The sequence below is a fragment of the Arthrobacter sp. ES3-54 genome (assembly GCF_029504395.1).
Classification (GTDB): domain Bacteria; phylum Actinomycetota; class Actinomycetes; order Actinomycetales; family Micrococcaceae; genus Arthrobacter.
Genome location: NZ_JAQFIF010000011.1, coordinates 76,675 through 89,335, shown reverse-complemented (window position 1 = coordinate 89,335; position 12,661 = coordinate 76,675). Strand labels below are relative to the sequence as shown.

Below are 12,661 nucleotides of genomic sequence, written 5' to 3'. Positions count from 1 at the left end.
TGTCGGGCACGACGGATCTCCTCTTTCACGCTTGCAGCTCGAATGGTCGATATGCCGAGTATTCACCTGAGGCACCCCGCCGCGAAAAGGGAGGGTTGCCGACCGGCCAGTCAGGGCTTGGCACCGGTTCTCATTACTCCCCAAAAACGTAACACCAACGACGCCGACCCGCACGGCCGCCGTCGTCATGTTCCGTAACCGGGCTACGCCCGACGGGCTGGTGGATCGTATGCGCGCACCTCAAGCAAGTAGTAGCGGGCTCCAACTTCGGGTATTGCCCACTCGTGCGTGCGCGGACGATTCGCCGTCTACTAGGGGAATGGTCCTGCATGTCAGCCGGAGTTGCGGCTGATTCGAGCAGTCCGTCAATCAAGCAGTCCGTAAACGAGTCGTCTGTCCGTCAACAAGTCTGTGGATCGGTGGCCGGAACCGTCGGCGCCGCAGCCGCGGCCCGGCCAGTGACGGCGGAATGGAGCAATTGTGGGCCCGCGCATACTGGTTACCGGGATAGCAAGCGCCGCCGGCCGTACGGTCGCGGCCCAACTCGAAGCCCGCGGCCTCCCGTATCTCGGCTCCGACGCCCGCGCCGACACCCGCGCCGACGCCCGCGCCGACACCCGTCAGGCGGAGACTGTTCCCGCCGCAGCCGCGGTCAGGCTTTTGCCGCCGACGGACCCGGACATGATCCTGGACCTGCGCCGGCTGGTGGACCGCGAAGCCATCAACGTCATCATTCCGACCCTCACCGTGGAACTCCCGGTCCTGGCCGCGGCCCGTGCCGGATTCGCCCAGGACGTGCGGATCATCGTGGGCGACCCTGCCGCGGTGGCGCTCGCCAACGACCACCTGTTTACCACGTGGGCGTTGGAGGCAGCCGGCATTCCGGTGCCCCGGTTCGGCGTTCCGGGCGACCTCGCCGCTGCGCCGGCATCCCTCGCCGGCCTCAGCGGCCCCGTGGTGGTCAAGCCGCGGGTCTTCGAAGGCTCCCGTGGGGTCCACGTGCTGGCCGGAACCGCATCCGTCACCTGGAAGAACATGCCCACGGGGCAGCTTGTCCAGGAGTTTATCCCGGGCGCCGACTACGTCTGCCTGGTGTTCGGCACCCCGGCGCGCAACGCGATGGCGCCAGTTGCGGTGGTCCTGGAGAAGACCAGGACTCCGTATGGACGCGCCGGCAGCGACGAGGTCAGCCGCAGGGTACCGGCCAGCGAGGCCGGGGACGTACGGAAGCTGGGCCTGGCCGCCGTCCGCACGCTCGGGCTGACCGGGCCAGTCCAGGTCCAGATCCGCCGCCGCGCGGACGGAAACCCTGTGGTGCTGGGCGTCTGCGCGACCCTCGGGGAGAACAGCACGTGGGCCCCGGAAATGCTCGACGCCGTGCTGGCAACCTTCATGCTCCCGGCGTTCAACCCCGCCTCGTTCCGGCGGTGCCCGGCAATTCCCGCGGACGCCCTGGGGTGAGGCGCCAGCGTTGATGGAATTGTTCGCCACGGTCCGGTCAGTGCGTGATGAGATGGGATCCATGTCGGGGCCTGCGCGGGCTGCCAGCCGGGCTCCTGAATAACCGGATCAGCCCACCGGTCAGGGCAGTCGCCAGGAGGAGGATCAGCCGCACGGCACCTGCCAGGAGCATGAGCAGCACTAATCCGAAAATGAGGGGCAAACACAATATGAAAACGGCGACGAGGGTAACAACATAGCCGAATGCGTAGCCAACAAGGGTTGCCTGATCCATTGGACTGCCGTTCATTGCGATAGGGCGATTCCCTGAATTCTGCCGATGCCTACGGCAGTTGTACGGCATGTGGCGCGGGGCCACTGCCGCGGTTCCGGACAGCTTTGGGCCAAGCAGGATCCCGCGCCGTCGGCTGTTAAGGGGTCAGCTTCTCCGGGAGCCGGCCCGTCAACCATGTGCCCTAAAAACAGAACGGCGAAGGCCCGCGCGCCCCGCTGTGCGGTTCACGTCTATGCCGGGGCCCCTGCAGGACTCGCTCGATTTTCAATTCAGCTTCCCGGCGCCGCTGATCAAAAGTCCTCAACTGCCGGGTGGTCGGTGCCGGTGCCTCCGGAAAATTCTTGGCTGCCGCGCCGCGCGCACTGTTCCGCGCGGACGGTTCCTGGCTCACGCTCATGGATGGATCGTCCCACTTAGCCACTGTGGCGGACAGGGTCTTCAGGCCTTCCTACAAGCGACGGTTGCTAGTCGGCAGTGGCGAACTATTCGGCAAGGTGTCATGTCTCAGGGCTTCGTGGACACTTCATGTCTCAGGGCTTCGTGGACACTTCATGTCTCAGGACCCCGTAGACACTTGATGTCTCAGGACCTCGTGGACAGTTCGCGGGTTGGTGTTGGGGTGGTGTCGGATTTTCGGGGTATTGGGTTCGTTTTCTGCGTGCTCCCACGGGGTCAGCGGCGATTCCTGATGGCTTGCCGTTTCCGACGTAAGGGGTTCCTTTCGGGGGCCGGCGGTGGCTGATGATTTCGGTGCCCTGTGGTCCGAAGAACATGATGGTGGCGTCGTCGTAGATGATGTGGACGGTTATTCCGATGTGTTCTTTCCCCATTTGGAAATGAGTTCCCAGGATGGTTGCGCAGCCGTCCCTGCGGACTATCCGTTGCGTGCTGTGGCGGGCTGATCCGGTTGCCGGTACCTGCTCCGGCGCGATGGGTGCGGGTGTTCTTGGGGTGGCGTCCCACGCCTCGCGCGGGGTCGTGCCGGGAGGCAGGCCCTGATGGTCACGTTCGGTGTTGTAGTAAAGATCGAAGGTGTCGACCTGAAGTTGCAGGGCGGGCATTGAAGGCGCCGGGAGCTGCCGGTGCAGGTATTTGTGCAGGGTCTGGTGGAAGCGTTCATTCTTGCCCTGCGTGGTGGGTTTGTAGGGTTTGCCCGTGATCGGCTCGATGCCCCTGGCCTTGAGGAATTCGACCAGCGCGCCGGTGCGTCCGCGGCGGGTGGGGTTCAATGCCGCGCCGTTGTCGGAGAGGAATTTCTGCGGCGCACCGTGGCGTTCGATGGCCAACGTGACGACGGCGATCGCGGCGGCACTGGTTTCCCCGGCGGCCACCAGGGAAGCCAGTGCCAGGCGCGAATGGTCATCAATGAGCTGGAAGATCGCTACCTTGGTGCCGTCGGCGAGCGGCCACTCGGTCGAGTCGATCTGCCAGCACGCATTGGGCTGAGGATAGACGAACCTTTTGTAAGCACTTCGCGGCTTCTTCCGGGGCTCCGGCACCACGGCGCCGGCCCGGGCGAAGATCCTGGCCACGGTGGCCCGTGACGGGGGCCGGAGGCCTTGCCTGGTCAGCTTTGCCATCACCGACAGAGGGCCGTGGTCCAGGCCCAGTCCCTTAAGTTCGTCCCGGGTACCAAGCAGGAGATCAATCATGGCCGGGGCAGTCGCGGTCGGCATGGTCGACGGAAGCGGAGGCCTCTTCTCCAGCGCCTTCACAGGTCCCACCTCAGCGGCCGCCGCCCGGACCTGGTAGAACCAAGCCCGGGAGACGTTGTGCTTCCTGCAGAACGCGGTCACCGCACCCCTGGGCGATTCTTCGGACCACGTCGCGACAGCATGCCGAATCCTGATATCCGGTTGGGATTTACTCATGAACAGCAGCAAACCCCAGCCCAAGTGTCCACGAGCTCCTGAGACATGGTGTCTACGAAGTCATGAGACAGAACTGTCCATTAAGTCATGAGACTCCACAAACTATTCGGCAAGGCGAACTATCCGGTCGTGGAGAACTACTCGATCGTGGAGAACTACTCGATCGTGGCGAACAGGGCGTTGAGTTCGGCTGTGAGCTGGCGTCGCAGTTCCGGGGTGCCGATTTCCTGGCCGTCGATGTGGTTCACCGGGGCCAGGAGGCGAATGCTGGAGATCAGCCAGACCGCGTCGGCGTCCAGCAGGTCCTTCGGCTCCAGCGGGCCGTAGCCCAGCTCCCAGCCGGCAGCTTTGGCGGCGGTGAACAGGGCACCCTGTGAGGTGCCCGGCAGGATGCCGCTGTCCAGCTGGGGCGTGATGAGCCGCCGGATGGTGCGGACGCCGCCGGCGCCGTCGTCCGCGGTTTCCAGGTGGGCCAGCAGAACGGTCGACGTCGGTCCCTCCAGGACCCGGCCGTCCGCGGACGTGAAGATAACGTCGTCGGCGCCGTGGCGGTGGGCGTAGCGCAGCGCTGCCATGTTCACGGCGTAGGAGAGGGTTTTGGCGCCGAGCAGGAGCCAGGGCGCGCGCTCGCCGACTTCGCTGTCATAGCCGCGGTCCAGCAGGATGACATCGATCCCCGTCTCGCGCTGCCGTCGGCCTGCGGGCGCGGGTGCGGAGGCCTGGACCCAGCACGTGGGGGCGGCGGCGCCCTCCGGCCCACGGGTGACGAGCAGCTTCACCACTACCTCGTCCGTGCCGCCCGCTGCCGCCGTGGCCGGGTCCTGCCGCCGGAACTCGCCGATGGCCGTGTCCACCGCGCGCCGCCAGGCGTCCTCGGCAGGGATGTCCAGCTCCAGCAGCCGGGCCGAACCGGCCAGCCGGGTCAGGTGTGCCTGGATCTTGCGGGGCCGGCCGCCGACGGCCAGCAGCGATTCAAAAACGCCGTCGCCGCGGGTGGCGCCCAGGTCCGTGGCCATCAGTTGTGGCTGCGCCGCGTCGGCAACCCGGCCGCCTTCGAACGCCGGGTCGAGGAAGACCAGCACGGTCGCGGGCGCAGGAACAGAGGCAGGAGTGGTCATGGCTACAGCTTAGTCTCGGTGGTCCCGGGATAGGATTTGCTGATTGCCCGTTCCGGAACTGTTCCGCGGGCCTTGTACTTTGAGGGGTTCGCCTGTGCTGTGGCCATTTCCGCTGGCGGAAACTTTACCGTCCTGGGCAATCATGATCCTGACCGTGATCGACTTCGCCATCCGGGTGCTGGCCCTGGGCATCATCCCCGGAAATCGGCGGCCCACCACGGCAATGGCGTGGCTGCTGGGCATCTTCATTGTGCCCGTCCTGGGTCTGGCCTTGTTCCTGCTATTTGGCAACTTCCGGCTCTCCCGCCGCCGCCGTGCCCAGCAGGATGCGGTCAACACCCGGATCCAGGCCGGAACGTCGGAGCTGCAGGCTGTCGAAAGCCGCTACGCCGGTCCCGAATGGGTGGCGTCGGCCGCTGAACTGAATAAGACGCTGGGATCGCTGCCGATGGTGGATGGCAACAGCGTGGAGTTGCTGCCCGGCTACCCCGACTCCATGAAGGCGATGGCCGCAGCGGTCCGCGGCGCCAAGTCCTTCGTCAATGCCGAGTTCTACATCATGAGCTCGGACCACGTCACGGACGATCTGCTCACCGCACTGGAGGAGGCGGCGGAGCGCGGCGTCGAGGTCCGCGTCCTGTTCGACCACCTCGGCACGCTCCGGATCAAGGGCTACCGCCAGCTGAAGGCAAGGCTCAACGCCAGCAAGATCCGCTGGCGGCCCATGCTGCCGCTAAGCCCGGTGCACGGCCAGTGGCGCCGGCCGGACCTCCGCAATCACCGCAAGATCATGGTGATCGACGGCGAGATCGCCTTCACCGGATCCCAGAACCTGATCGAGCCGTCCTACAACAATCCCAAGCACCGCAAGGTGGGCCGCGAATGGGTGGAGCTCATGGCCTGTATGCGCGGGCCGATTGTCACCACCCTGAATGTGGTTTTCGCGACCGACTGGCTCAGCGAAACCGACGAATCCCTGGAAGAGCAGCTCGAACACGAGCCGGAGTCCCACCCCGGAAACATCACGGCGCAGGTGGTCCCCAGCGGCCCCGGGTTCATTACCGAGAACAACCTGCGGCTCTTCAACACCCTGATTTACTCTGCGCAGCACAAGATCTCGCTCTGCAGCCCCTACTTCGTCCCGGACGACTCGCTGCTCTATGCGGTGACCACGGCGGCGCAGCGCGGCGTCGAGGTGGAACTCTTCGTCTCGGAAAAGGGCGACCAGTTCCTGGTCCACCACGCGCAGCAGTCGTACTACCAGGCCCTGCTCGAGGCCGGGGTGCGGATCTACCTGTACAAAGCGCCGTTCGTACTGCACGCCAAGCACTTCACCATCGACGACGAGGTTGCCGTGCTGGGCTCCAGCAACATGGACATGCGCTCCTTCTCGCTGAACCTCGAGGTCTCCGTCATGCTCCTCGGGGAGGACATCGTGCAGCGGATCCGTGCCGTGGAGGACACTTACCGCACCATCTCGCACGAGCTCGTGCTCGAAGACTGGATGAAACGGCCCATGCAGGTCAAATACGTGGACAATGTGGCAAGGCTGAGCGCAACCCTGCAGTAGCCCTGCCGCTGGGGGAAGTCTTCGGGAACGTCAGCCGCTGGCGGGACAGTCTTCGGGAACGTCAGCCGCTCGGGAACTCAGGCGCTGGGGAACTGGGCGCCGAGCGCCGAGAGGACGCCGAACGCTTTGGTCCGGACTTCCTCGTACTCCTCCTGCGGGGACGAGTCGGCGGTGACAGCGCCGCCGACGCCGAGGCTCAGGGTCGCCGTGCCGTCGTCCAGCGCGCTCATCACGAGGGTCCGGATCGCCACCGAAAGGTCGGCGGCCCCGTTCAGGGAGAAGTAGCCGATTGCCCCGGAGTACACCCCCCGCGGTGCGGCCTCCAGCCGCTCCAGGATGGCCATGGTGCTGACCTTCGGGGCGCCGGTCATCGAGCCGGCGGGGAAGCAGGCGGCCACCGCCTCGGCCCGCGGCAGTCCGGGCCGCAGCCGGGCATCGATGGTGCTCACCATTTGGTGCACGGTGGCGTAGCTCTCGATCGCACACAGCCGGCCGACGGCCACCGAGCCCGGGACGGCGAAATGGCTGAGGTCATTGCGCAGCAGGTCCACGATCATGATGTTTTCCGCGCGGTCCTTGGCCGAGGACTCCAGTTCCTGCCGCAGGGCAGCGTCCACGTCCGGTTCCGTATCCCGGCGGCGCGTGCCCTTGATCGGTTCGGCCCGCATCCTGCCGTCCGCGGCAATCTGCAGGAAGCGCTCCGGCGACGTGCTGGCCACGGCGAGCTCGCCGAACCGCAGGAAGCTGGCGAAGGGGGCGGGGTTGCGGCGCCGCAGGTCCAGGTAGGTGGGCCACGGATCCATACCCTGAGGGCCAGTGGGCGAGTTGGCGGTGAGCGCCGTGGTCAGGCAGACCTCGTACGTGTTGCCTTCCGCAATCTCGCGCTGGGCCTCGGTGACCTTTGCCTTGTAGCCGGCTTCCGTGTCCCGGGCAGTGAAGCGCGGGGCGGCCGGTCGCCCAGGAGTGTTGCCCCGCGGCGCGGTGCCGGGCGCCGGGGTGGCCGCGGCGACGGCCGCGCGTGCCACCTTGAGCCAGTCCCCGGCGTCGGGTGCGTCCAGGGTCAACAGCCAGGCTGTGCCCTCGGCATGGTCAAGGACCACGGCGCGGCCGGCGAAGAGCAGGCAGGCGTCCGGGGTGGCGGCGGCCACGTCATTGCCGCCGGTTTCGCGTTTGAGCTCATAGCCGAGGTACCCGAGCCAGCCCAGGGTGAACTCGCATGGGTAGGCCTCTGGCGCCCGGAGCGCCCGGCGCCCCCAAACGCCGTCGAGCCAGCGGAAGAACGGGCCGTCGGTGGTCACCGTGGCCTGGCCCGTACTGACACGCGTCCGTCCGGAACTGTGCCGGACGGCCTGGCCGAAGCGGCCGCCGTCGTCGGCCAGGATGCTGAAGCGGCTGCGCTCCGCGGCCTCCGGGGCGAGGCCCGCCGGGGCCAGCGAGGAGTCGAGCCACACGGCGTTGGCTGAACCGCCGAAGAGCTCCGCAAACAGCTGCCCGGCCTCCGGCTGGGCGTCGATCCGTTCTGCCAGCAACTGCAGGCCAAGCCGGGCGGTGAGTTCGGGCAGCAGGGCGGGGGCCACTGCCGGGATGTATTGGAGGGCCTGCAGGACGTCGTCAGGTGCGGTGCCGTCCGCACGGTTGAGTACGTGCACATCTGCGCGGGCCGGGACGTCGTCGGCCGCCAGCCACTCCGCTTCCTGAGCAGCCCACTGGTCCCAAAACGGTTCGTAGGTGTCGCCGTCCCGGGCCAGCGCCCTGGCCCGGCGGTCGGCGTCGGAGGAGTCTGCCCAGATCACGGCGTCCAGCAGGGGGAGTGCCGCTGCTGCTGCGGCGCCGACGCCCTCCACCAGGACGATTTCGGCAGGTCGTGTGGTGCGGGCGTCGCCGTCGTAGTGCCGCTCCCAGTCCCAGCTGACCCACTCCGCGCTCTCCCCGCGCCGCAGGGGCGAAAGCACGGTGGTGACGTAGCGTTCAATCCCGGCGGCGAGCCCGTTCCAGCCGGGATAGATGTCCTCGAGGTGGAAGAGTGAGACTTTGCGGTGTTCCCTGAGCCGCGCCGCCAGTTCGATGGCCAGGGTGGTCTTGCCGGAGCCGGACCGCCCGTCGATTGCGATGATGACGGGTGCGGGGCTCATGAAATAGAGCGTACCCGCTGACCTTCGCTGCCGTGATGTTGCCCGTCCCGTCGCTGAAGCTCGGTGCGAACGTGCTGCACAATCCCCGGAATTGAGGCCCTGATGAGGTTCCAGGTGGTGTCGAAGTCGGTGTGGCCGCCGTACCACGGGTCCTCGATGCCCTGCTCCAGCGGGTCCTTGTCCGCCAGGGCGGCGTCGAAGCTGCGGAGCATGCGGATCTTGGCCAGGGATTCCTGGTCCGGTGCTGCCTGCCGGAGCCAGCCGTAGTGGTCGACGTCGAGGGCCAGGACCAGCTCCCGGCTGGCAAACCATTCAGGCTGCCATTCGCGCGCCACGTGGCGGTCCGATGCGATGTTGTGGGCTGTGAGTTTGCGGGCGGCCCGGGGATCGATGGGCCGGCCGGCCTCATACGCTGTGGTGCCGGCGGAATCGACCACGGCCCCCGTGAGGCGCTCGGCCCGGAATGCCTCCGCCAGCATGAGTTCGGCCATCGGAGACCGGCAGATGTTTCCGGTGCAGACCGCGATGATCCGGTACTGGCTCGACATTGAGATCATAGCTAAGCATGAACGATCCGGGCCCCCTTGGCTAGCTGGCCCCCGCGATGTGTTACAAAAAATGTCAAGCGACATTCAGTTTTTGTCATGACCGGATTCGTCGGCAGGCGCGTCGCGTGCTGCCGGACCAAGCCCAAGATGCCGGACCAGCGCGTCGAGGACCGGCAGCTGGCCCTTGACCAGCCTGGACCGGGCTTCGGGCTCGGCAGTCCATTCGGCGCGGTCGATCTCGGGGAAACTGCTGATCGTGCCGGATCCTCGCGGCCACTCCAGCGTGAAGGTGTTGCTCACGATTTGTGCGGGCTGAAAGTCAGACTCGGTCGTGAAGACCGTAATGATCTTGCCGGAGGGCTGGCGGAAGTCGCCGAGCCGGTGGTAGTCAGCGGCAGGTGCCGGGGTGCCGATTTCCTCCGCGAATTCGCGGAGCGCAGCCGCCAGCGGATCCTCGTCGGGCGGGTATTCACCCTTGGGGATGGACCAGCCTTGGGCCTCCTTGCGGGCCCAGAACGGCCCGCCCATGTGGGCTATCCAGACCTCCAGCTGCGGCGCGGCGCCGGGCTGGGGCGGCGCGTTGCTGGGCCGGGATGTACTCCGCAGCCGGTACAGAAGAATGCCGGCGCTCCGAACGGTCATGGCTCCTCCTGCCCCAAGGCTATTCCCTCCGGTTCGGAATCAGGTCCGGAATCAGGTCCGGAATCAGGCCCGCGACGGTCCCGCTGGCGCCGCCCGGGCTGGCCGGAGGCGCCCGCGGCGCCTAGTGGATCGCGGCCAGCAGGATGCCGACGCCGACAAAGAGCCCGCCGAACGTCCGGTTCAGGACTTTCTGTCCTCCGGCGTCGCGGGTGAAGCGCTGGAACGACCGGGCCGCTGCCGCGAAGAAGAGCCACATGACCAGGACGTCGATCACGATCACTGTGGCGGCCAGGACCGCGTATTGCGGCAGCAGCGGCTGCTCCGGCCGGATGAACTGGGGCATGAAGGCCAGGAAGAAGACCACGGCTTTGGGGTTGAGCAGATTGACCCAGAGGCCGCGGCGGAACATGGACAGGCCCGGTTCGTTGCGCAGGGCGGCGGCCTTCTCCTGGTCCAGGTCCGGTTTGTGCAGGAACTGCCGGATGCCCAGGTAGACCAGGTAGGCGGCGCCGGCGTAGCGGATCACGTTGAAAACGACCGGTGAGCTCGCCACGAGCACCCCGACGCCGAGGGCCACGATCAGGATGTGCACCACGAGGGCGGCCTGCTGGCCCAGGATGCCCCAGAGGGAACGGCGGAATCCCGAATTCAGGGAGTTGCTCATCGTGTTGATGGCGCCCGCGCCGGGGGTGAAGCTGATCAGGATGCCGGCGCCGGCCAGGGCCAGCCAAAGGGAGGGTTGCACCAGCCAAGTTTACGGTCCCGGCCGTGGCCGGCCTGATTGATGACGGGAGTCAGTCGCGGCGCAGGCCGTAGCTGAGAATCATGTTGCCTTTGCTGGTCTGCTGGGACGACTGCAGCTCCAGCCGGGTGAGGGGATCGCCGTCGTTGAACAGCCGCCGCCCGCTGCCCGCGATCACGGGATGGACGATCAGCATCAGGGTGTCGAGGAGCCCGGCGAACAGCAGCTGGTGGGCCAGCGAGATGCTGCTGAAGACCCCTATTTCGCCCCCGTCGCTGTCCTTCAGGCCTGCCACGAAGTCCTCCAGCGGGCCCTCGATCAGGCGCGAATTCTGCCACTCCAGCTCCCCTGTCAGGGTCCGGGACGCGACAAACTTCGGCAGCGGATTGATGAACCCCGCGAAGTCGGCGTCGCTTTCGGCGTTGGGCCAGTACTGTGCCCACTGCTGGTACCCGATGCGGCCCAGGAGCGCGGTGTCGATCCGGCCCATCATCTCGCCCATCCCGGCACCCAGCTCTTCGTCGAAGCTGTCGAATTGCCACAGGAACGGGTCTTCAACCACGCCGTCCACAGAGCAGAAAAGGCCGGCCGTCAATTTGCGCATGGGGTTCTCCTTACCGGGGGTCTCTAGTGCACCCTATCCGCTGACCCGGAAGCAGGGAATGGCTGCCGAAAACTCGTTAGCGGGCAGTCCGGGAGGATGGCTGTGCCGCCAGCACCGCGAGCCTTGGGCGTGCCCGGGGCGCGCCCAAGGCCCGCCAGGGTCTAGCCGTTGGACGTGTAGCCATCCGTGGCAGTGCCGCCCTGGCCGCCGTGGCCTCCGCCGGGTCCGCCCTGGCCTTCCTCGGTTGCGGTCACCGTGAAGTTCGCATCCAGCAGGACGGTCGCGCGGGTGCCGTCCGCCTTCGTGATGTGGGCTTCGTAGGTTGCGCCGTCGGCGTCGGTCTCCATCCGCTCGATCGTCGCGTTCGGCTTGGCGGCCTTCACCGCTGCCTCGACCTTCGTCGCGGTGTCGCCGGTGAGGACCTCCTCCGTCTTCCCGTTGGCCTGGTGTGGCCCGCGCTGGCCGCCGGTGCCGTAGCCATTGGTGGCCTGGGTCGAGGACGAGCCGCTGGTGGAATCGGCAGCCATCGCGGGGATGGCCGACGCGCCGATGGCGCCGCCGCCGATCACCGCAGCGAGCATGATGCCCGCGGTGGTTTTGTTGATCTTTGCCATTGTGAAACTCCTTTGCTGAGGCCCGGATGCCGGGCCGGCCGAGTTTTCGGCCTGGACCCAGCCTCAGCCGCGGAGTTATGGCTGCACTTTCGGCAGGCTGTGCCAGTGCTGTGACCACTGGCGGCCGCTCAGGCCCGGGCGATGACCTCACCGTTGGGAATTAGGAACCAGCCGTCGTCGGTGGATCCCCACCGGTGCCAGCCCGCGGAAATCCGGGCCAAATCCGCCTCGCTGGCCAAGCCGTACTCGAGCGCCTGGTCGGCAAAGGACGAATGCAGCACCCGCTCGCCCCACACCCGGGCCTGCCAGCGCCGCTCATGCCCGGTGGCGTAGAGCCAGTTGCTGCTGGACGGCGCCACGTCCGTGAACCCGGCGGCCTGCGCCCAGGACACGAGCCGGCGGCCGGCGTCGGGCTCGGCGCCGTTGCGGCGGGCGATCCGCTGGTACAACTCCATCCAGTCGTCCAGCTCGGGAATGGCCGGGTACCAGCTCATGCCATGGAAATCGGCGTCGCGCACCGCCACGATCCCGCCGGCCTTGGCCGCCCGGCGCATCTCCCGGAGGGCCGCGACCGGGTCCGTGAGGTGCTGGAGGACCTGATGGGCGTGGACGACGTCGAACGACTCATCCGGGAAGTCGAGGTCATAGATGTTGCCGGCGGCAAAGTCGACGTTGTCCACGCCGCGCTCGACGGCGAGGGCCGCGGCCTGGGCGATGACGTCGGCGGAGCGGTCCAGGCCCGTGACCCTGCCCGGTGCCACGAGTTCCGCGAAGTCGCACGTGATGCTGCCCGGCCCGCAGCCGACGTCGAGGACGTTCGCCCCGGGCGTGAGATACGGGATCACGAACGCTGCCGAGTTCTCCGCCGTGCGGGCGGCATGGGCACGGACCACCGACTCGTGGTGGCCGTGTGTGTACACGTCGTCAGGCTGCTGCGCACTCATAGTGGAACGCTACCCTCCCGCGACCGGAAAAGTGCAGACCCTCTAAGTGTGATCGCCATTTCGGTCGTCCCGCGCCGGCAGGCAGTATTTTGCGGCTGGCCGTCAGTTTTGCCGCTTCCGGCGCCGGAGATTCTGCGGATG

Annotated in this window: 11 protein-coding genes and 1 riboswitch; of the genes, 2 read left to right on the top strand and 9 right to left on the bottom strand. The window is 67.0% G+C overall.

Annotation, left to right across the window (positions count from 1 at the left end; translation table 11 throughout):
• Window positions 1–22: 22 nt before the first annotated feature.
• Window positions 23–138, bottom strand: a riboswitch (SAM riboswitch).
• A gap of 342 nt (window positions 139–480) precedes the next feature.
• Window positions 481–1,461 (top strand): ATP-grasp domain-containing protein, encoded by a 981-nt coding sequence (locus M2428_RS17150; protein ID WP_277527168.1) that lies wholly within the window; start codon window positions 481–483, stop codon window positions 1,459–1,461.
• An 804-nt stretch (window positions 1,462–2,265) separates the two neighbouring features.
• Here the strand turns inward: M2428_RS17150 and M2428_RS17145 are convergent.
• Together M2428_RS17145 and M2428_RS17140 are read right to left on the bottom strand one after the other, a co-directional pair.
• Window positions 2,266–3,387 carry a DDE-type integrase/transposase/recombinase gene (locus M2428_RS17145; protein WP_277527167.1) on the bottom strand — a complete coding sequence of 374 codons (1,122 nt, stop codon included), beginning with the start codon at window positions 3,385–3,387 and terminating at the stop codon, window positions 2,266–2,268.
• Between the two features lie 374 nt (window positions 3,388–3,761).
• Window positions 3,762–4,724, bottom strand: a complete 963-nt coding sequence (locus tag M2428_RS17140) for an aminodeoxychorismate lyase (protein WP_277527166.1) — start codon at window positions 4,722–4,724, stop codon at window positions 3,762–3,764.
• Window positions 4,725–4,866: 142 nt separating this feature from the next.
• Here M2428_RS17140 and cls point away from each other — a divergent pair, with 142 nt between their 5' ends.
• Entirely contained in the window at window positions 4,867–6,294 is a 1,428-nt protein-coding gene (cls, locus tag M2428_RS17135) for a cardiolipin synthase (protein ID WP_277527212.1), read from the top strand.
• Between the two features lie 77 nt (window positions 6,295–6,371).
• On the opposite strand, the gene pabB is transcribed toward cls, so the two are convergent.
• From pabB to M2428_RS17100, 7 genes are all read right to left on the bottom strand, one after another.
• Window positions 6,372–8,426, bottom strand: coding sequence for an aminodeoxychorismate synthase component I (gene pabB / locus M2428_RS17130; RefSeq protein ID WP_277527165.1), 2,055 nt, complete (start codon window positions 8,424–8,426; stop codon window positions 6,372–6,374).
• Window positions 8,423–8,983 carry a low molecular weight protein-tyrosine-phosphatase gene (locus M2428_RS17125; protein WP_277527164.1) on the bottom strand — a complete coding sequence of 187 codons (561 nt, stop codon included), beginning with the start codon at window positions 8,981–8,983 and terminating at the stop codon, window positions 8,423–8,425. The genes pabB and M2428_RS17125 overlap by 4 nt, the downstream gene beginning before the upstream one ends.
• Window positions 8,984–9,058: 75 nt before the next feature.
• Window positions 9,059–9,616, bottom strand: coding sequence for an NUDIX domain-containing protein (locus M2428_RS17120; RefSeq protein WP_277527163.1), 558 nt, complete (start codon window positions 9,614–9,616; stop codon window positions 9,059–9,061).
• 121 nt (window positions 9,617–9,737) lie between these two features.
• Window positions 9,738–10,361 carry a LysE family transporter gene (locus M2428_RS17115; RefSeq protein ID WP_277527162.1) on the bottom strand — a complete coding sequence of 208 codons (624 nt, stop codon included), beginning with the start codon at window positions 10,359–10,361 and terminating at the stop codon, window positions 9,738–9,740.
• A gap of 49 nt (window positions 10,362–10,410) precedes the next feature.
• Window positions 10,411–10,962 carry a dihydrofolate reductase family protein gene (locus tag M2428_RS17110; protein ID WP_277527161.1) on the bottom strand — a complete coding sequence of 184 codons (552 nt, stop codon included), beginning with the start codon at window positions 10,960–10,962 and terminating at the stop codon, window positions 10,411–10,413.
• A 161-nt stretch (window positions 10,963–11,123) separates the two neighbouring features.
• Window positions 11,124–11,576 (bottom strand): hypothetical protein, encoded by a 453-nt coding sequence (locus M2428_RS17105; RefSeq protein WP_277527160.1) that lies wholly within the window; start codon window positions 11,574–11,576, stop codon window positions 11,124–11,126.
• A 128-nt stretch (window positions 11,577–11,704) separates the two neighbouring features.
• The gene (locus M2428_RS17100; protein ID WP_277527159.1) at window positions 11,705–12,520 is read right to left on the bottom strand and encodes a class I SAM-dependent methyltransferase; all 816 of its coding nucleotides are present in this window, start codon (window positions 12,518–12,520) and stop codon (window positions 11,705–11,707) included.
• Between the last annotated feature and the right edge of the window lie 141 nt (window positions 12,521–12,661).

Bases quoted from the DNA above. Each gene is read 5' to 3' on its own strand.
- M2428_RS17110 (WP_277527161.1), bottom strand. From the start codon at position 10,962: ATGCGCAAATTGACGGCCGGCCTTTTCTGCTCTGTGGACGGCGTGGTT.
- M2428_RS17100 (WP_277527159.1), bottom strand. From the start codon at position 12,520: ATGAGTGCGCAGCAGCCTGACGACGTGTACACACACGGCCACCACGAG.
- cls (WP_277527212.1), top strand. From the start codon at position 4,867: ATGATCCTGACCGTGATCGACTTCGCCATCCGGGTGCTGGCCCTGGGC.
- M2428_RS17145 (WP_277527167.1), bottom strand. From the start codon at position 3,387: ATGATTGATCTCCTGCTTGGTACCCGGGACGAACTTAAGGGACTGGGC.
- pabB (WP_277527165.1), bottom strand. From the start codon at position 8,426: ATGAGCCCCGCACCCGTCATCATCGCAATCGACGGGCGGTCCGGCTCC.
- M2428_RS17140 (WP_277527166.1), bottom strand. From the start codon at position 4,724: ATGACCACTCCTGCCTCTGTTCCTGCGCCCGCGACCGTGCTGGTCTTC.
- M2428_RS17105 (WP_277527160.1), bottom strand. From the start codon at position 11,576: ATGGCAAAGATCAACAAAACCACCGCGGGCATCATGCTCGCTGCGGTG.
- M2428_RS17120 (WP_277527163.1), bottom strand. From the start codon at position 9,616: ATGACCGTTCGGAGCGCCGGCATTCTTCTGTACCGGCTGCGGAGTACA.
- M2428_RS17125 (WP_277527164.1), bottom strand. From the start codon at position 8,983: ATGATCTCAATGTCGAGCCAGTACCGGATCATCGCGGTCTGCACCGGA.